Origin of the sequence: Mucilaginibacter sp. OK283, from assembly GCF_900110415.1 — a bacterium.
GTDB lineage: Bacteria > Bacteroidota > Bacteroidia > Sphingobacteriales > Sphingobacteriaceae > Mucilaginibacter.
This window is the reverse complement of record NZ_FODR01000001.1, coordinates 163232-182431: the sequence shown is the minus strand read 5'-3', so window position 1 is coordinate 182431 and position 19200 is coordinate 163232. Positions and strand designations below refer to the sequence as shown.

20 protein-coding genes are annotated in these 19200 nt (G+C 42.5%); 6 read left to right on the top strand and 14 right to left on the bottom strand.

Annotation, left to right across the window (positions count from 1 at the left end):
• Positions 1-66: 66 nt before the first annotated feature.
• Positions 67-1110, bottom strand: a complete 1044-nt coding sequence (gene lpxD / locus BMX56_RS00900; RefSeq protein ID WP_090638501.1) for a UDP-3-O-(3-hydroxymyristoyl)glucosamine N-acyltransferase — start codon at positions 1108-1110, stop codon at positions 67-69.
• Positions 1111-1228: 118 nt separating this feature from the next.
• The gene (locus tag BMX56_RS00895) at positions 1229-2455 is read right to left on the bottom strand and encodes an HD domain-containing protein (protein WP_090638497.1); all 1227 of its coding nucleotides are present in this window, start codon (positions 2453-2455) and stop codon (positions 1229-1231) included.
• Positions 2456-2734: 279 nt separating this feature from the next.
• On the opposite strand from BMX56_RS00895, the gene BMX56_RS00890 reads away from it, so the two are divergent.
• Positions 2735-4288 carry a T9SS response regulator signal transducer PorX gene (locus tag BMX56_RS00890; protein WP_090638493.1) on the top strand — a complete coding sequence of 518 codons (1554 nt, stop codon included), beginning with the start codon at positions 2735-2737 and terminating at the stop codon, positions 4286-4288.
• 149 nt (positions 4289-4437) lie between these two features.
• Here BMX56_RS00890 and BMX56_RS00885 read toward each other — a convergent pair whose 3' ends face one another.
• The 12 genes from BMX56_RS00885 to BMX56_RS00830 all read right to left on the bottom strand — a co-directional run bounded on the left by BMX56_RS00885 (position 4438) and on the right by BMX56_RS00830 (position 15066).
• Positions 4438-5118, bottom strand: coding sequence for a YiaD family glycine zipper/OmpA-like lipoprotein (locus BMX56_RS00885; protein WP_090638488.1), 681 nt, complete (start codon positions 5116-5118; stop codon positions 4438-4440).
• A 232-nt stretch (positions 5119-5350) separates the two neighbouring features.
• Entirely contained in the window at positions 5351-6685 is a 1335-nt protein-coding gene (locus tag BMX56_RS00880) for a sensor histidine kinase (RefSeq protein WP_090638484.1), read from the bottom strand.
• A 4-nt stretch (positions 6686-6689) separates the two neighbouring features.
• Positions 6690-7373 carry a response regulator transcription factor gene (locus BMX56_RS00875; protein ID WP_090638478.1) on the bottom strand — a complete coding sequence of 228 codons (684 nt, stop codon included), beginning with the start codon at positions 7371-7373 and terminating at the stop codon, positions 6690-6692.
• 9 nt (positions 7374-7382) lie between these two features.
• Positions 7383-8255, bottom strand: a complete 873-nt coding sequence (locus BMX56_RS00870) for a hypothetical protein (RefSeq protein WP_090638473.1) — start codon at positions 8253-8255, stop codon at positions 7383-7385.
• A 33-nt stretch (positions 8256-8288) separates the two neighbouring features.
• The gene (locus BMX56_RS00865; RefSeq protein WP_090638468.1) at positions 8289-8627 is read right to left on the bottom strand and encodes a hypothetical protein; all 339 of its coding nucleotides are present in this window, start codon (positions 8625-8627) and stop codon (positions 8289-8291) included.
• A 189-nt stretch (positions 8628-8816) separates the two neighbouring features.
• Positions 8817-9758, bottom strand: a complete 942-nt coding sequence (locus BMX56_RS00860; protein ID WP_090638462.1) for an FAD:protein FMN transferase — start codon at positions 9756-9758, stop codon at positions 8817-8819.
• Between the two features lie 334 nt (positions 9759-10092).
• Positions 10093-10746, bottom strand: coding sequence for a metal-dependent transcriptional regulator (locus tag BMX56_RS00855; RefSeq protein WP_090638458.1), 654 nt, complete (start codon positions 10744-10746; stop codon positions 10093-10095).
• Positions 10747-10890: 144 nt separating this feature from the next.
• The gene (locus tag BMX56_RS29985) at positions 10891-11499 is read right to left on the bottom strand and encodes a hypothetical protein (RefSeq protein WP_090638453.1); all 609 of its coding nucleotides are present in this window, start codon (positions 11497-11499) and stop codon (positions 10891-10893) included.
• A gap of 201 nt (positions 11500-11700) precedes the next feature.
• Positions 11701-12198, bottom strand: a complete 498-nt coding sequence (locus tag BMX56_RS00845; RefSeq protein ID WP_090638450.1) for a hypothetical protein — start codon at positions 12196-12198, stop codon at positions 11701-11703.
• Between the two features lie 125 nt (positions 12199-12323).
• Complete coding sequence (locus BMX56_RS00840) at positions 12324-14069, bottom strand: S41 family peptidase (RefSeq protein WP_090638446.1); 1746 nt, start codon at positions 14067-14069, stop codon at positions 12324-12326.
• 67 nt (positions 14070-14136) lie between these two features.
• Complete coding sequence (locus BMX56_RS00835) at positions 14137-14352, bottom strand: hypothetical protein (protein WP_090638442.1); 216 nt, start codon at positions 14350-14352, stop codon at positions 14137-14139.
• Between the two features lie 78 nt (positions 14353-14430).
• A complete protein-coding gene (locus tag BMX56_RS00830; RefSeq protein WP_090641560.1) occupies positions 14431-15066 on the bottom strand; it encodes a pyridoxamine 5'-phosphate oxidase family protein in 636 nt (211 codons plus the stop codon).
• A gap of 80 nt (positions 15067-15146) precedes the next feature.
• Here BMX56_RS00830 and BMX56_RS00825 point away from each other — a divergent pair, with 80 nt between their 5' ends.
• From BMX56_RS00825 to BMX56_RS00805, 5 genes are all read left to right on the top strand, one after another.
• Positions 15147-16598 carry a MocR-like pyridoxine biosynthesis transcription factor PdxR gene (locus BMX56_RS00825; protein WP_090638439.1) on the top strand — a complete coding sequence of 484 codons (1452 nt, stop codon included), beginning with the start codon at positions 15147-15149 and terminating at the stop codon, positions 16596-16598.
• 204 nt (positions 16599-16802) lie between these two features.
• Positions 16803-17393, top strand: a complete 591-nt coding sequence (locus BMX56_RS00820) for a porin family protein (RefSeq protein ID WP_090638435.1) — start codon at positions 16803-16805, stop codon at positions 17391-17393.
• A 143-nt stretch (positions 17394-17536) separates the two neighbouring features.
• On the top strand, positions 17537-17872 hold the full coding sequence (locus BMX56_RS00815; protein WP_090641557.1) for a tRNA-binding protein: 336 nt from the start codon (positions 17537-17539) through the stop codon (positions 17870-17872).
• Entirely contained in the window at positions 17873-18343 is a 471-nt protein-coding gene (locus BMX56_RS00810; protein WP_090638431.1) for a nucleoside deaminase, read from the top strand.
• 197 nt (positions 18344-18540) lie between these two features.
• A complete protein-coding gene (locus BMX56_RS00805; protein ID WP_090641554.1) occupies positions 18541-19152 on the top strand; it encodes a superoxide dismutase in 612 nt (203 codons plus the stop codon).
• The last annotated feature ends 48 nt before the right edge of the window (positions 19153-19200 follow it).

Genomic DNA, 19200 nt, shown 5'->3' with positions numbered 1-19200 from the left:
GCATTAGTCATTGGTGAACAGTTCAGATAGTCATCAAGCAAAAACCCAATGACTAATGACCAATGACTAATGACTGTCCCTCTTTAATTCTGCTATTATTTTTTCTAATTCGTTTATTCTTTTCTCCAATTCGGGAAGGCGGCTTATGACCACGTTTGAACGCATGTTTGCGCTGTATAGCGTAGCAGGCGTACCCGCCCATTTTTTTCCTTCCTCGGCAATAGTCCGGCTAACGCCCGATTGTGCCTGGAACTGCGAACGGTTTGCAATGCTGATATGGCCAACCAAACCAACCTGGCCGCCCATAATCACATTCTCGCCAATTTTAGCGCTTCCGGATATGCCCGACTGCGCGGCGATAACGGTATTTGCACCAATTTCTACATTATGGGCAATCTGAATCAGGTTATCTAATTTTACGCCTTTACGTATCACCGTCGACCCCATGGTTGCTCTGTCGATAGTGGTATTTGAGCCAACCTCAACATCGTCTTCCAGGATAACGTTACCTATCTGGGCCACTTTAGTGTAACTGCCATCGGGATTAGGAGCAAAACCAAAACCATCGCTGCCAATAACCGCGCCAGAGTGTACAATAACGTTATTGCCTATTACACAATCAAAATAAACCGTAACGCCCGAAAATAAGGTAACGTTGTTGCCAATGGTTACATTATCTGATATGTTAACATTGGGGTAAATTTTGCAGTTATCGCCAATTTTTGCGTTAAGACCAATGTAGGCAAATGCCCCTATATAAGGCTCGGCGCCAATTTGGGCTGTTGGGTGTATAAAGCAAGGCTGCTCGATACCTTTTTTATTAAGCTTAAAAGTGTTGTATTTCTCCAACAATACCGAAAACGCGCTGTAGGCATTCTCTACCCTGATAAGTGTAGCCGCTACCGGGCCGGTAAGCTGTAAATCGTTATTAACAATAACTACAGAAGCATTGGTAGTATATAAATACTGCTCATACTTGGGGTTGGCCAAAAAAGAAAGACTGCCGGCGGCACCTTCTTCTATTTTAGCCAACTGATTAACAGTAACCGAAGGGTCGCCTTCCACCGTTCCGTTAAGCAGAAAACTTATATCCTGGGCAGTAAATTGCATCGACAAATTTAAATGTTATAATTAAAGCAGCAAATATTAATTGTGAGTGGTGAGCGGTGAGTAGTGAATGATTAGGAAAATCATTGGCAAGCATTCACTACTCACCGCTCACCACTCACTAAATCAGTTCCTTACTGTAGCAAAGTATGTATTTTTTTACGGTTTTTGCTAATGCCTCCAAATTGGAGTTATCGCTGGCCGTTGTAATGTCATGTACATGACCATCTTTCATTAAGATACCTATGTTGCCGTCGCCGGCGGTATAGGCGTTATTGCGTATGGATGTTGTGAAAACAAAGTACCCGGCGTCCTGCTCACTTAGGTTGTATTTTTTTATCGCCTTTTTGATAAGCGAGTTTACAAATTCCTTATCAGGGCGTTTGTTACTGATATCTACATGATACAACTTACGCTGAACCAGGTTTTGCGACAGCGTTGATAATATAAAATCGTTATGCCCGGTCCAAACTTTTACTGCTGCCATAATATCGGTATCATCCAAACTGGCAAAAGTTTCCAGGTGATGATCCTGGTTCATAAAGGCATCTTTACTGATACCGCCTTTTATAAAATGCTTTAAGGCCGGTGTAGCAAAAAGATCTTCACCTTTTATGGTTAGCTCGCGGCAGCGTTTAAATATCTTAACCAACAACTCTTCACCAGCAATTACGGTTTTGTGCAGATAAACCTGCCAGTACATGAGCCTGCGGGCAATCAAGAATTTCTCAATCGAATAAATGCCCTTCGCGTCGACGACAATATGATCGTCTTTAACGTTCAGCATTTTGATGATCCGTTCGGAGCTGATCACCCCTTCGGATACTCCTGTAAAAAAGCTGTCGCGATTAAGGTAGTCCAGCCTGTCCATATCCAACTGGCTTGAAACCAGCTGATGCAAAAATTTACGGGGGAAAGTATTGTTAAAAATACTAATAGCCATGGTTAAGCGGCCATCAAACTGCTCGTTGAGTTTGTTCATCAGCATAGATGAAATATCCTCATGGTCAATCCCTTCGATAATGGTGCGCTCCAAAGCGTGCGAGAATGGCCCATGGCCAATATCGTGCAGTAATATAGCAATAGTAACGGCCTCTTCCTCTTCGTCGCTTACGTTGTGGCCCTTGTTACGCAGGGTTTCAATAGCAGTATCCATCAGGTACATAGCACCTATGGCGTGATGAAAACGGGTGTGCAGCGCGCCGGGATAAACCAGGTGTGTCATCCCCAATTGCTTAATGTACCTTAACCGTTGAAAGTAAGGGTGTTCAATCAGGTCGAATATCAGTTCGGTTGGGATGCTGATAAAACCGTAAACCGGATCGTTTATTATTTTCTTTTTGTTCAATGGATTAAGTAAAGTGCAAAAATGTAAAACAAAGGTAAAATAAGCCGGTGATGTTTGTTAAATTTTGTTAATACCTTTACTAATCAACAACAAATCCGTCCCTTTGGGGTTTACTGACTGAATCAGAATAATTTCTGAACCGGAATTCATCGAATTTATGAATTAACAGAATTGTTTGAATGCCAAATACTTACTATTAATGTAAAATTCAAATAATTCCTTAATTCGATGAATTCCGGTTCATACGTTTATCATTCGGACTACTTAATTACAGATACTATGCAAGATACCACCATTTTATGGGCTGATGACGAAATTGACCTGTTACGACCACACATACTTTTCTTAGGCGAAAAAGGCTATAAGGTTACCACCGTAACCAATGGCAACGATGCTGTTGATACTTTCAAAAGCGGCTACTTTGACCTTGTTTTTTTAGATGAAAACATGCCGGGCCTAACCGGGCTGGAAACACTGCAGCAAATAAAAAACATTAATAATGATGTTCCTATTGTGCTGATAACCAAAAACGAGGAAGAATATTTGATGGAAGACGCCATCGGCTCGAAAATAGATGACTACCTGATTAAGCCGGTTCACCCAAAGCAAATATTGCTTACCATTAAAAAACTAACGGAAAATAAACGCCTGGTAACCGAAAAGACTACCATGGCCTACCAAATGGACTTCCGTACGCTCGGCATGACGTTGAACGACAACCTGAGCCACCAGGAATGGGTTGACGTTTATAAAAAGCTCATCTATTGGGAGCTGGAACTGGAGAAACTGGAAGATGCCGGCATGCACGAGATTTTGACCATGCAAAAGGCCGAAGCCAACATGCAGTTTTGCAAGTTTATTGAGCGTAATTATTTAAACTGGATAAAAAATCCCGATTCGGCACCTACAAGTTCGCCGCAGTTGTTTAAAAAGAAGGTGTTCCCCAAAATGGATGGCAAAGGGCCGCTGTTTTTTATATTGATAGATAACCTTCGTTACGATCAGTTTAAGATCATCAACCCTATCATCTCCGAATATTTCAGGATGGAGGAAGAGGATACTTACTACAGTATTTTACCTACAGCAACCCAATACGCCCGTAATTCTATTTTTAGCGGCCTTATGCCTTTAGATATGGAAAAACGTTACCCGCAAATGTGGCAAAACGACGAGGACGAAGGGGGCAAAAACCTTTACGAATCGGAATTTGTTGCCGATCATTTGAAACGTGTGTTACGCCGCGACTGCAAATACTCGTACCATAAAATTTTGAATATCGACGAAGGCCGTGCGCTGAATGAGTCGGTTAGCAACCTGATGAACAACGAACTGAATGTGGTTGTTTACAACTTTGTTGATATGCTATCGCACGCCCGTACCGATATGCAGATGATACGCGAGCTGGCAAGTGATGATGCGGCCTACCGGTCATTAACACTCTCGTGGTTTGAGCATTCGCCCCTGTTTGATCTGTTGAAGTTTTTGGCCCAGAAACAGGTTAGGGTGATTATTACTACAGACCACGGTACCATCCGCGTAAAAAACCCAAGCAAAATTGTTGGCGACAGGAATACCAATACCAATTTACGTTACAAACAAGGCAAAAACCTGAACTATAACGCCAAAGAAGTGTTCCACATCCGCAATCCGCACGATGCTATGTTGCCCAAGCTGCACTTAAGCTCGAGCTTTGTATTTGCCAAGGAGGATAGTTATTTTGTGTACCCGAACAACTACAATCATTTTGTTAACTTTTATAACGAAACCTTCCAGCACGGGGGAATTTCGTTGGAAGAGATGATCATTCCGATAGTAACTTACGGGCCGAAGTAGGAAGTCAGCTACTCCCCCCAGTGCCTTTGGTTAACCCTTGCATTGGAGGTATTCACCCTATAGTTTGCGCCCGTGCCGGGCGTACCAAAAAAGAAAAACCTGGTCGCAAAGGCCAGGTTTTTCTTTTTAACTCTATCTTAACTATTATATTATTGAGCCGATTGTTTGGCTTGGTTTTTCATTGTTGAGTTGGCAACAATTACAATTTCCACCCTGCGGTTTTTTGAACGTCCATCAACTGTTGTGTTATCGGCAATTGGCTCTGTTTCACCTTTGCCCGAAGTTTGTAAGCGTGATGCAGGAACATTTTGGGCCGCGATGTACGATTTTACAGCTTGAGCCCTTTGAATGGATAAATCCATATTATGTGCATCACTTCCTGTATTATCTGTATGGCCAACAATTAAAATATTAGTTTCGGGGTTATTTTGAAGCGATACAGCCAGTTTTTGCAAATTGCTTTGCGCTTCGGCTTTTAAAGCCGATTTGTCGGTATCAAATAAAATGCCCGAGTCGAATTTCACCAGGATACCTTCGCCTTCGCGGGTTACGGTAGCGCCGGGAACTGTTTGTTTAATTTCTGCAGCTTGCCTATCCATATTTCGGCCAATAAATGCGCCTGCGGTACCACCAACGGCGCCACCAATAATAGCACCTAAAGCAGTGTTACCCGCAGCCTTACCAATAAAAGCGCCTACAGTACCACCGGCACCAGCGCCAATAGCAGCCCCTTTTTGTGTTTTGGTTAATGAATTACAGCCCGAGCCTAATATTCCAACCGTAGCTAATGCTAAACTGAAAGTTGCTACCTTAATTTTTAGAGATTTCATAATAATAATATGTATATATATACTTCCGTTTGCAAAGCAGGTGCCAAAAGCAAAATTGGCATAAATTGGCTGCCAATAAAGACAAATACACACTACTGCTTTATTTTATTAACAATTACGAAAGTAGCGATTTGAAAAATGATTATTGTTTAGCCTTAATCTAATAGGCTGACTAATTTTTAGTACATAAATGTAAAATTCCCGATACAACAAGAGGAATGCGAAGAGCAGATCAACCAACAATTATCAATGTAGCCGGAAAAATGAGCTTAAAAGTACTACCTACATCTTTTTCGGATACTACGTCAACTTCGATATTGTGGAAGCCGGCTATAGATTTTACTATGGGCAGGCCCAGGCCGAAGCTATCCTGCTGCAGCGATTGGCGGAATTTTTTAAAGCGGTTAAATATCAGAGGCAGCGCTTCGGCATCTATTCCTATCCCGGTATCGGTTATGCTTATTATAAATTTATCATGTACGGCCACTGCCGCAACCCTGATGCTGCCATCCTCGCGGTTATATTTTATAGCATTGTTAATCAGGTTAAAAAACAGGTTAAAAAGCAGGAACTTATTAATGTTTACCATATACCAGTTATCGGGCACCGAAACTTCATAGCTTATGTTTTTATCCTGCAGGCGAATGGAGATTTCGTCATAAACATCCTGCAACAACTCACTTACTGAAACTCTATCTTCTTTTAAAAATTGCTCATTCTCAATTTGCGATATCAGGAGCAGGGTTTTAGTGATGCTTTTGAGCCGGTTAAGAATTTTTTGCATCTCCAGCAAACGTACTTTTAACTCGTCATTTATATCTTCCTCCTCAAACATGTTTTCAATTTTCGACTGAAGGATAGATATCGGGGTCATCAGTTCATGCGATGCGTTGGAGATAAATTCACGTTCTTTATGAAATTTATCGGCAATAGTCTCAATCATATTGTGGATGCTCAGGTCAAGATGCTCAAAATCCGATGTAGTGGTGCGCACTTTTCGGTACGACTGGAAATTTGGGAACCTTTGGCCTACAAGCTTGGTTTTAATAATGATGCGTAATGGTTTAAGCACATAATTGGAGTAAACCTGGTCGGCAAGTACGGTGAGCAATATCATGCCTAATAATACCTGGAAAGCCAGGTTTTGCAGGGGGATGCTGGTTTCATCAAGAGTATCAACGCTTTTGCCAATTTCCAGGAGGTAATTTTTGTTTTTTACCTTAAAGGTATGGCTCAATATCCGGTACTCAAGCGTGTCGCCCTCGCTAAAAAGACGTTTACCACGTTGAATGGTATCTAAAAAATACTTTGGGTCAACCTCATCAAGGCTTATGTATTCATCTTTAAGCGGGAGGTAACTTCCATAGCCTTCGCCGTTTACTATATAAGTTTCAATGCCCTGGCTTTTAACAATTTGCAGCAGTTTGTTTTTTTGTTTTATCAGCTTACTATCAACGTAACTGCTACTTATATTTTTAATCAATACGGGTACAAGCAATACAAAAAGTATCACAATCACCAGTTTTGATATGGCGTTAAACAGTGTAAGCTTTGTTCTTAATTTCAAATAATTAAGCGTTTATCTTTATTTTATATCCAAGCCCCCGCACTGTTTCCAACCAGTCGGGCGATGCAAATGCATTTAATTTTTTCCTGATGTTTTTAATGTGTGCATCTATATAATTGGAGTCGTAATCGTTGTTAACCACACTGCCCCAAATATGTTCACTTAACTGCATCCTGGTAAGCGTGCGGTTTTTATGCAGGATGAGGTAAGCAATCAGGTCGAATTCTTTTTTGGTGATGGTATTAACCATGCTTGTACCGTATGATATGGTGCGGTTGGTTAAATCAATCAGGAAACCATCCAGGTCTATAATATTATTTTTAACCCCAAACTTGCGGCGAATAATAGCTTGCATCCGGCTTTGCAGCTCAAGCAATGAAAATGGTTTGGGCAGGTAATCATCGGCACCCAGGTCAAGCCCTTTAATGCGGTCGTTGATTTCGGCGCGGGCGGTTAATATGATACAGGCCGCATCCAAACCCTGTTTTTTTACCTCTTTTAACAAATCGAGCCCATCGTAATCAGGCAAACCCAAATCTATCAGTATAAAATCATATAAATTGGTGGCAATTTTTTCTGACGCCGAAGCACCATTATAACAAACCTCGCAGATGTAGTTATAATTGGTCAGAAATATCTCCAGTTCCTGTGCAAGCGCTTTTTCGTCTTCAATAATTAAAACATTCATGCGCTGGTATTAATAAAACAAGTAGAAGAATGTAAAGTTAAAAAACGATTCTTTATGGTTTTCGAGCATCCCCTCTACGTTAACCGGAATAGAATAACGCCATGAAGCCTCAAGGGTGTAATGGGGCCTGTTATAAGCAATGGGCACCTTAAAGCTGTAGTTAAGCATTTTAAACTTGCGGTTATACCGTGCGGAGTTTGCATCATCGTACACATATATGTTGTCAATATCCTGTTTAAAACGATGGTCTACAGAGTATCGCTGCACAAAATTTTGGGTTCCCGTTATAAAATTGAATGATGGATTAAATGAAAGGTAATCCTGATCATCAAAAATGCTCCAGCTTGTTTCAATGTATTTGGAGTTTGTAACGGTAACAAAAAAATCGTTTGATTTGCCAAAAAGGTAGTCCGCAATAACGCTGGTTTTCAAAAACTTCCAATCATATGAGTTTTTCAGGTTAATATCATTTGACGAAGCCGATTTGATTACGTTGGCTTGCTTATTAAAAATAAACCGGGTATAGCTTACCGTGCCCGAAAACTTTTTAGACAGTTTGTAAAAGTATCCGCCGCCAACATCAACTTCATCAACCGGCGCATACCCCAAAACCTTTAATACCGAACCATACGCAAAAAAACCTTGTTTGCTGTTATAAATAACATCGCCGGTAACAAAGGGATATTTAACAGGGCTGGTACGTCCGAAAAAGAGGGCGTCGCTGCCATAATTCACCCCCACCGAAACAGATTTTTTCCTGATGATGGTATCTGTATCGGCCACAATATGGATGTTGCCACCGGTCAAAAACCGGTTGTTAATACCTGTGGCATATAAGGCATTACTGCCGGCAATAAAAAAAAATAAGCAAAGGTACTTCATCAAAAATTGGTAAATTGTTTGTTAACCACCTGTTTAATCGCCATTTCGTCGAGGTATTTCCGGCGGACGCTCCAGCCCTTCGGGCCGGCGCTGTCTTTTCGGCTTAGGTTTGGGCGCCACAGGTAGAGTGTTTTCATTCACCTTTGCGGGCTTGGCCTGCCGTTTTGCTTTAGCTACCTCTTTAATTTTATTTTTTTCTTCCTGCTCTTTTTTACTTTTTGATAACGTAGTATCGGCCGGTAAATTATGATGCTGCAACGTAACCGTATAATGGTATTCAACAGGATTTGATGGGCTGTTTGTAGTACCGGCATCAGATAAATGTGGCGTAAATATCAATAACAGTACAATATACGCAAACCACTTTACCATTGAGAGGAAGAAAAACTTAAAATTATATTCAAATATCGGTCAATATAAACAGTAATACCCAAATTGGGGGTACTGTTGATAACAATTATCACCTGTTTATTTAAGCAAGAGAAAATGCTTAGACAAACAAGTGATTACACGCTTGCCGGAATAATTATGATTGGTTTAAAATAAATAAGATTAAAGGTGTTATATGCTGATGCCTTTTGACATATAAACGCGGTCCTGGTCGTCAATAATAACACAGGCAATTTGATTTAGCTGGTTAATTAAATACATGCCGGCGTTAATGCCAATGCTAATCATAGGAGATGCCATGGCATCGGCCAATTCGGCGGTTGGGCTAAGCACGCTTACGCTTTTAATTTCGCTTACCGGGAAACCTTTATTGGCACTGGCAATACTTTGAAATTTTTTTTTGCTGATGCTTGCATATTTTTCGGCATTTACCGATGTGGCAAAAGCCATATTGCTAATGTTAAGGTGGGCAAATGGCTGTTTCCGCTGTTCCGGATCAGCAGTGCCTACCGTCCATGGTTTGTTATTAGGCTGTGTGCCCCAGGTTAGCAAATCGCCACCTGAATTAATAACGCCGCTGCTTACGCCATTCATTTGCAAAATAAATTTTGCCCTGTCGGCGGCGTATCCCTTACTGTTGGCTCCAAAGCCAATGCGCATACCTTTTTCCTTTAAAAAAATAGTTTGTTTGCCGGCATCAAGTACAACATTTTGATAGTTGGTTTGCATTACCGAGTATGGGGCCGTTTTAACAGTCACGTTTTCAACCGAAGTTGTATCGTTGCCGGTATTACCGGTGAAATAGGTAATATCAAAAGCACCGTGTGTAAGTTCAGATATCTGTAAAGCACGGCTAATTAACCTGAAAATTTCGCCATTGGCTTTTACCGGGGCCACACCGGCTTCGCGGTTAATTTGTTTAATATTGCTGTGGTCGCCAAAAGCCGAAAGCAGTTTTTCGACCCGGTTGATCTCGTCGATAGCGATTTCTATTTGTTCATTGGCCAATAAAGGATCACTTCCAACCACACTAATCTCAAATTTATCACCCATAGCGTGTACATTACGTTTGTAGGTGGTTAAATTGTTACCTAAAGTTTTTACTGCCAGCATAAAATAAATTTTTTATCGTCAAAAAATCAAACTACTCTAATCCCGCCGTAGGATGATTTTGTTTATAACAAAAATGTTACCTCTCACCTCTACAACAACTAAGGTAGATTGCTTATATGAAAATAAGATGAAAACAAGATTGCGAATAACGTAAATCAGGGATTTGGCTATAAATTGGAGCAAATAGCAAGGAATAAAGACAAAAAAATGACACTTTTTTCAAATAGTCAAAAGGGCTATTTATTTCGCGCAAATACGCAAAGAAGTCAAGGCGCAAAGTATTTGTTTGTCTTTCTTTGCTCCTTAGTGCCTTCGCTTGAAAAAAATCCGCCTCTCAATCAATCAAAATATTCTCGCCAAATTTTTGCGACACGGTAGTGTTTTCCTTACCATTGATACTGATTACCAGCGAGTCGTCAAAAGGTATTTTTTCAATTAGCAGGATGTGGGTACCTATACCAATATTAAGCTTGATAAGGTATTGCAAAAACGAATTGCTGGTATCGCGCACGGCAGCCACGCGACATGCCGCACCAGGTTTAAGATCGATTAACGTTACCGAAAATGATTTAGGCACCTTTCCGTTGGCTTTTGGAATGGGATCGCCGTGAGGATCATATTCAGGGAAGCCCAGGAACTTGTCAAGCCTATCGGCCAAAGTTGCATCACTTATGTGCTCAAGTTCTTCGGCAATATCGTGGATCTCGTCCCAATGATAGCCCAGTTTTTCTAACAGAAACACCTCCCAAAGGCGGTGCCTGCGTACAATTAGTATGGCATCTTTTAAACCTTGTGGGGTAAGCTTTACGCCCACCTTTTTATCATAGGCAATCAGCTCCTTTTCGGTAAGCTTCCTGATCATATCAACTACCGAGGCGGGATTATTACCCAGCGCTTCGGCTATAGCAGTTGGCGTTATTTTAACATCCTTTTGCTGTGCGATACGGTAAATGGCCTTTAGATAATTTTCTTCTGATAATGTATACATCCGTTGTTGAACTGGGAACGTACAAACATAAATAAAAACCAGTCGGTTTGTAATAGTTAGGGATGCCTAAATATTGCCAACCCGTTTTAAACAAAACAGGCCCCCATGTTACCGGAGGCCTGTTTTGCTGTTTTTATTTGGTTATTAGTGATGACCATGACCACCGCCATGTTCTCCACCTCCACCATGATTGCCACGACCACCGCCGCCACCATGGTTGCCATGATCGCCACCAAAATGACCGCCGCCGTTGCCATGAAACTGTGGCCCGCGGCCACCATGGTTTCCATTGTCAAAGTGGCCATTACCACGGGTGTACGCTACCCTACGGTCATGATTGCCTCTCCAGTAATTGGCATACCTGACATCGCGGCTGTTGCGTATAACAACCTGGTCATGACGGCCCCTGTAGCTGGCATACCTTGTTCTGTAAACATCGTTTCTTACCCATGGGGAGCGCTCATTAATTACCACTTTATAGCTGTGGTATAAGTCATAGTTACGATAACGTACCGGTAAATAGGCGCGGTGTACCCACACATTATTATCAAAGTATACATATTGATGTGTTGGCACATCATAGTAAGTATCAATATCGGGCATGTAATAATAATTGGCGTAATCATATCCAACAGGCCCCCAGGCCGGTTGGCTGCCTATGTTTACCCCTAAACTTACGCTTACCTGGGCACTGGCTGTTTTAATAACGAAGCAGCTTAATAATATAGCTGCCGACAGGATGATCTTTTTCATTTGTTTTGTTTTTTAAGTAGTGCCCCTTGTTAACCATCAATAGATTGCCAACCGGTAGCATTGTTTGGATGTATGACAATATTAAATCAAAAAAGTTTAATATAAATCAAACCTCCATGCGAGACGCATGTTCAATACACAAAAAACAGGCCCCCATTTTATCGGAAACCTGTTTTGTATTTAAAAATTAGCAATCAAAAATTAATCTTTGTGACCATGCCTTTTATTGCCATGGCTGGTTTTGCGTACTTCTTTGTGTATAATTACCTTGCGCGAGTTGCCCCGGCCATTACCTGTCCAATGGTTTTTGTATTTAACCTCGCGGCTGTCGCGGATAATAGTTTGATCATGTCTACCCCTATAGTTTGCGTATTTGGTACGGTAAACCGTGTTATGCACCCATGGTGCACGCTCATTAACTACCACTTTGTAGCTATGGTAAACATCGTAATTGTTGTAACGGGGCGGTAACGCAACCGAGTGCACCCATACATTATTGTTAAAATAAACATACTGATGCGCGTTTACATCATAATATGAATCAATGTCGGGCATATAGTAATAATCGGCCCTGTCATAACCGGTTGGCCCCCATTCGGGCTGGCTGCCAATATTAATACTTAAACTAATCTGGGCGCTTGCGGGCTTTATTGCTAAACAGCCTAAAAATATCGCGGCTGTTAAAATTATCTTTTTCATAGTGCTATCGTTTTGTTTCGATGTATGACAATAACCGACAGAAAAAGTTTAGTTTAAAGCATAGGCCGGGGGAGTAACTAATCAGTTACAATAATTTCAGAGGGGCTAATTGTCAGTTGCGGAGTTTAGTTATTGTCGTCGTCGGTGTCTTTCTCGGCCGCAACCTTTTTACCTGCCATGGCCAGCATCGGTTTACCAATTACTTTGTAATTGCCTTCGCCTTTAAGGATGGATGCCAGCTGAGTTTTATCCTGCATGGTTTTTACGGCCTGGGCCAGTTCTTTATCGTATTTAAAGTTTACTTCGTAGCGGCCCTTTTCGTAGTAATAGCGGGAGGCTATCTCGTTTTCAAGTATCTGCTTAATCTCGTCCTTATGTAGCTGAAGGTCGTTCTTTTTGGTAGCCATCAGCTTGGCTTTCAGTACATCGTACTCCGCCTGTATGTCGGTAAACTGTTTTTCTTTGGTGGCTTCGGTCTTCAGGCTGTTCAGTACCTTTTCTGATGAGGTGGTGTAGTTATAGTTTTTGTCGGCCAGGTATTTCACAAAATCGCCGTAATCGCCGTCAGATAACACGAACGATTTTGTGTCGGCTATTTTAGCATGCTTATCGCGGTAAACGGTGGCGTAATCAAATATCAGCAGCTTACCCACCAACGCTTGGGTTACATTGGCAAATTTTTCCTGTTTGATAAAAATATCCGGGTAAATGGCGCTCCCGTCATAAACCGAGCGGCCATTTTTAGTTTTAAACTCGTGGATTAATGAATCGGCAACTTTAACCACGCTGCCATCGTCCTTACGATGTGTATAGTCCAGCTCCTGGATGCAACGGCCCGATGGGATATAGTATTTGGCTATGGTAATTTTAACCAGGCTGTTATACGGCAGGTTAAAAGTTTGCTGTACCAGGCCTTTGCCATAGCTGCGTTGCCCAATAATAATAGCCCGGTCAAGGTCTTGTAACGAGCCGGCAACAATTTCTGACGCTGATGCCGAATGACTGTTAACCAATACTACCAACGGCAGGTTTGGCTCAAGCGGCGCGCTTACGGTACTGTAAGTAAAATTCTTTTCTTTTATTTTTCCTTTTTGCGATACCACTTCTACATCCTTCTGTACAAAAAGGTTTACGATTTTTACAGCCTCCTGCAAAATACCGCCACCGTTTGAACGCAGATCGAGGATAATGCCATTAGGGTTATTCTTTTTTAGGGTTACCAGGGCGTTGGTTACTTCGGCTGCGGAGTTTTCTAAAAACTTATCCAGCTTAATATAGCCCATATTACCCTGCACCATACCAAAGTAGGATACGTTTGGCTGTTTTATTTCATCGCGCAACAGGTTTTTTTCAAAAGGCTGAGGAACATTATCGCGTTTAATAAAGAGCTTGATGGCCGCCCCTTTTGATCCTTTAAGTAAAAGGCTTACCTGGTCGTTGTTTTTTCCGTTAAGATCAATGTCGTTTATTTTTAGCACCTGGTCGCCAGGGTGTATATCGCCCTTTTGCGCCGGGAAACCTTCAAATACATCAGATACGTATACTTTGCCGTTGCGGGTAAAAATGCTTGCGCCAATGCCGCCGTATTGGGTACTTACATAGTGCAGCTTATAATCTTCAATTTCCGACTCGGGTACAAATTCGGTATAGGGATCCAAACCATCCAGCATAGCATCTACGCCGGTTTTTACCAGTTTGGCCGAGTTAACGTTATCAACGTAGTTAATATTAACTTCTTTATAAACTGATGCAAAAACATCCAGGTTTTTCGAGATCTGGAAAAGGTCATCGTCAAAAGCCGCAACACCAACAGCCAGCGTTACAATGCCAGCAAACAAGCCTATCTTTTTGTATTTTTTTGAGATCACCATACCCGGTACAACATTAAAGCATATAAAAATACGAAAAGCTTATCGATTTTTACAATTGAACGCTTATTTACAGCCTGTTATTGTCAATATTCACCAAAGCTTTTTTCAGGGTGAACACCACATATTCCCTGTTACGGTTTACAAGCTCCATAAGTTTGGTTATCAGGGCTTCCTCCTGTCCTTCGGTATATTTTAATTGCTCATCGCTCAGGTTGTTGTATTTGCGTTGAACTTTAATTTTTACACGTTCCCAATCTTTATTGGAGATACTGATTTCGGCCATTGTTAAATTATTTTAAGCAAAAATATAAAAAATACACGTTGGCTGAATTAAAAATGAGGTTGCACGCCCTTTTTAACATTAAATTACAGCAAGATGAGGCGGCACTGGCAATCCTTCACTCAGTTTATCGGGAATGGGCGTCAGTCGTTTGGTTTGCAGGGGGATAAGGCCCGACCAAATGGGCAGTTCCAGGTCGTCGTCGTCATCAACCGGCATGCCTGTGCGCAACTTAGCCGATGCCTCATCAATTTTAAATGCAAGGGCGGTGGTTTTAAGCACTTCCCTGTCGGTTATAGGGCGCAGATAATCCCAGCTGCCGGGTACAATCTTTTCGGTAAGCCATTTAAAAGCCTCGGTTTTATCGGCTACGCTTTCAATTTTTTCTGCCTGCGCAAATATCACTACCGACCGGTAATTTACCGAGTGGTGAAATGCCGATTTGGCTACCACCAATTCATCCATCAGGGCAACGGTAATGCAAACCGGGATGCCTTTTTCCAGTTCGCGCATCAAATGGCTGCCTACCGAGCCATGTACATAAATGCGGCTGCCGTACCGCACAAACGCGGTGGGGATAGCGTAAGGTTTGTTATCTGCCGAATAGCTGATGGTGCAATATAACGCTTCATCCAGGATACTGTTGATAGTTTCGGGCTCGTAATTTGCCCTTTTTGCTGCCCTGCTGGGGATAAGATGTGTCGGTGGATTAGCCATGATTTTGTTTTTTGATAAAATTATGCGTTTATTGGATGGCGACAATGCTCCAGATAACACAAAACAGGTAGTCCAATTTCATGCAGATATATTCATCAAGCTTAATAATTGATAAAAAGGTACCGTTGCCGGTTTATATTCAGCTGGCCAACCAACTTATGGCGATGGTAAAAGGGGGTACGTTACAGCCCGGCCACCGGTTGCCCAGTACCCGGCAGCTGGCCACTTTACTAAACCTGCACCGTAAAACAGTGATAAGGGCTTATGACGAATTGCTGGCCCAGGGCTGGCTGCAAAGCCATGCGGGCAGCGGAACTTTTGTGGCCGGCCATTTACCGGTAACAAAGCCCCGGCAGTTGTTAAATAATAGTCCCGATGTAGCTAAAGTAGCCGGCTTTAGCATAAAGGAAGCGCCGCACCTGCAGCGCGGGATCGTCGATTTAAACATTGATCTGCACCTTGACGATGGCTTCCCGGACACCCGCATGGCACCTGTAACCGAACTTTCGAGAGCTTACCGCACACAGCTTTTAACAGGCAACCCTTATACCCGTTTGGGTTACGCCGACCCGAAAGGGTCAGCGTGGTTGCGTGCGGAGTTGGCTACTTATTTAAATATTTCCCGCGGCCTGCGGGTTACGCCGGCCAATATCCTGATAGTACGGGGCACTATTATGGGGCTTTATTTAGCCTGCACCGGACTGCTGCAACCAGGCGACACCGTAGTTACCGCCGAACCGGGCTGGGCAGGTGCCGAAGCCAATTTTTTACAGGCCGGGGCAAACCTGTTAAAAGTGCCGGTTGATGAACATGGATTGGATGTAGATAGGCTTGATGAACTTTGCAGCAGACAAACCGTGCGCCTGGTGTACGTTACGTCGCACCATCATTACCCCACAACGGTAGCCTTGCGGCCCGATAGGAGGGTGCACTTGCTTGAGCTGGCCCGAAAGCATGGCTTCATAATTTTTGAAGATGATTATGATTACGATTTTCATTACCAAAACAAACCGCTGATGCCATTGGCCAGCGCCGATGATGCGGGGATGGTGTTGTATTGTGGCGCTTTTTCCAAAAGTATTTCGCCGGCCATAAGGGTGGGGTATTTGGTTGGCCCCGAAAACGTGATTGAACATTTGGCCCAATTACGGCGCACCATTGACCGCCAGGGCGATACTATGCTGGAGAATGCCATGGCCGAGTTATTGCAAAATGGTGTAATACAACGCCATCTCCGTAAATCATTACGGGTATACCAACAGCGGCGTGATGTTTTTTGCGGATTATTGAATGATCGCCTAAAAAATCACGTACAATTTAAAGTGCCCGAAGGGGGGATGGCCGTGTGGACTTATTTTGATTCGGCGATAGATTTGAACAGGCTTGCCCAAAATGCCTTAAAAAAAGGACTGTATTTCCAGGGCGGGAATAGCCTGCTGACACCAAATTTTACCAGGCTGGGCTTTGCCTCCTCGACCCCGGCAGAGCTGGAGCAATGTATAGATATACTGGAAAAATTACTGGCAAAATAGCCTCGAGCGTTAGCCCTGTTAAAATTATTTTGGCCGGATTATAAAAAACGGGCGAAAGCAACGTTTAAAACTTTGGCGCGTCAATTGATAGGCAATAAAACAGGCTATCAACACAGCCAGTTTGTAAACTAACTATGTAAACAAGGGGTTTGGTTATAATTATTCGAAAAAATTATAGCTTCGCCCCGCTAAAAATTAAAATTTATGAAAAAGTATTTATTAAGTGCCGCATTACTGATAGCAGTGAGCATCAGCGCGCAGGCACAGTTTTCTTTAGGTGTTAAAGGTGGTGTCAATTTTTCTAAAATCAATACTTCCGCCGTTGGCGAGTCTTCTGTAACTGGTTACCAGGCCGGCTTATTTGCCCGGGTTGGTAGCGGCTTGTATTTACAACCAGAACTTTATTTAGCCAGTAAGGGAGGAAAGTTTGATTTTCAGGCAACTGATGGTACCACTGTAACAACAGAGGGTAAAGTTAAATTTACTACGTTGAATGTACCATTGCTTTTGGGCAAGTCATTTGGGGCCAAAAACCTGAATTTCAGAGTTATGGCAGGCCCTGTTTATAGCTATGCTCTTGATAAAAATCAAAGTTTTAGCGATAACGTAAACGGCGCTTACCAGGATTTTGGTAACTACAACAAAAGCACATTAGGTTTCCAGGCTGGTGCCGGCGTTGATATCGGTGCAATAACTGCCGATCTGCGTTACGAGGGTGGCTTATCCAAAGTAAACTCTAACTATGGTCAGCGCCAAAACCTTTGGGCTTTAAGCGTTGGTTTTAAGATTTTATAGGCCGACAGCCAACCAACAATAGCAAATAATAAACAAACCCCGATATGCTGAACCAATAGCATATCGGGGTTTGTTGTGTTATAGCGGTTACAAGTTAGCAAATGCCCCTTGATTCTAATCCACATGTTTTTACCTTTGCCCCTATGGAAACCATTACCTGGCAAAATTTTGAACAAGTAGAACTGCGGGCAGGAACCATATTAGAGACCCTTGATTTCCCGGAGGCACGCAAGCCAGCCTATAAGGTGAAGGTTGATTTTGGCGAGTTTGGCATCAAATGGTCGAGCGCACAAATTACTAAACACTATACAAAAGACACCCTTATTGGCAGACAGATTTTGGGGGTGATCAATTTCCCTAAAAAGCAAATTGGCAAATTCATGTCGGAATTTTTGGTGACCGGCTTTGCCGATGAAAATGGCGACATTGTGCTGGCAGCCGTTGATAAACCCGTGCCCAACGGCAGTAAACTGATTTAAATGAGGTATATAAATTTCGAAGACGAACCCGCCATATCTCCCGACGATTTTTTTATGGGCGAGGCTTTAAAAGAGGCACGCTACGCACTTGAGGAAGATGAGATACCGATTGGTGCTATAGTAACATATGGCGGCAAAATCATTGGCCGCGGCCATAACCTTACAGAACGCCTTAACGATGTATCGGCCCATGCCGAAATGCAGGCGCTTACCGCAGCTGCAAATTCAATGGGGGGTAAATATTTACAAGGATGCACCTTGTATGTTACTATGGAGCCCTGTGTAATGTGTGCCGGGGCATCCTACTGGTTCCAGGTGGCGCGGATAGTTTTTGGGGCCTACGATGTTAAACTGGGTTTTGGCAGGCTTAACCAAAAAATAACGCACCCTAAAACCGTAATCACCGGCGGCATCCGCGAAAACGAATGCTCCGAACTTGTGAAGAATTTTTTCAGGGGGAAGAGGAAGTAGGATTTGTTCATAGATCATGGTTCATAGTTCATGGCTCATGGCCTGCTGCACTTAGCAAATAGTGAAGCTACCATGACCTATGATCTATGAACCATGAACTTTCTTACGACACAACCTTGACAATATTTTTAGAACAAAAAGTAAAATCTACTCTTATATTTGTTACACAACAATCATTAAACTTTAAAATTGTAATTATGGCATTTACACTACCGGCGTTATCCTACGCTACCGATGCATTGGAACCGCACATTGATAAACTTACTATGGAAATTCACCATGGTAAACATCACCAGGCTTACGTTACTAATTTAAATAAAGCCCTTGAAGGTAAGCCAGAAGCTGATAGCAGCATTGAGGATATCATCAAAAACATTTCAAAATTCGCGCCTGCTGTACGCAACAATGGCGGTGGTCACTACAACCACACCCTGTTCTGGACTTTGCTTTCACCAAATGGCGGCGGCGAACCTACAGGTGCCTTAGCTGCTGCAATTACCAGCACTTTTGGTTCAATTGCCGATTTAAAAACTAAAGTTAACGAAGCCGGTGCAACCCGTTTTGGCTCGGGCTGGGCATGGTTAATTGTTACTGCTGATAAAAAACTGGCCGTTTGCTCAACTCCAAACCAGGATAACCCTTTAATGGATATTGCCGAAGTAAAAGGCACCCCTATTTTAGGTATCGATGTTTGGGAACATGCTTATTACCTTAAATATCAAAATCGCCGTCCTGATTATCTGGCGGGCATCTGGAGCGTAATCAACTGGGCACATGTTGCCGAGCTTTATGCAAAAGCAATAGCTTAATTTAAGCAGGTATTTAAAAACAGAAACGGCCCCGTACAACGCAACGGG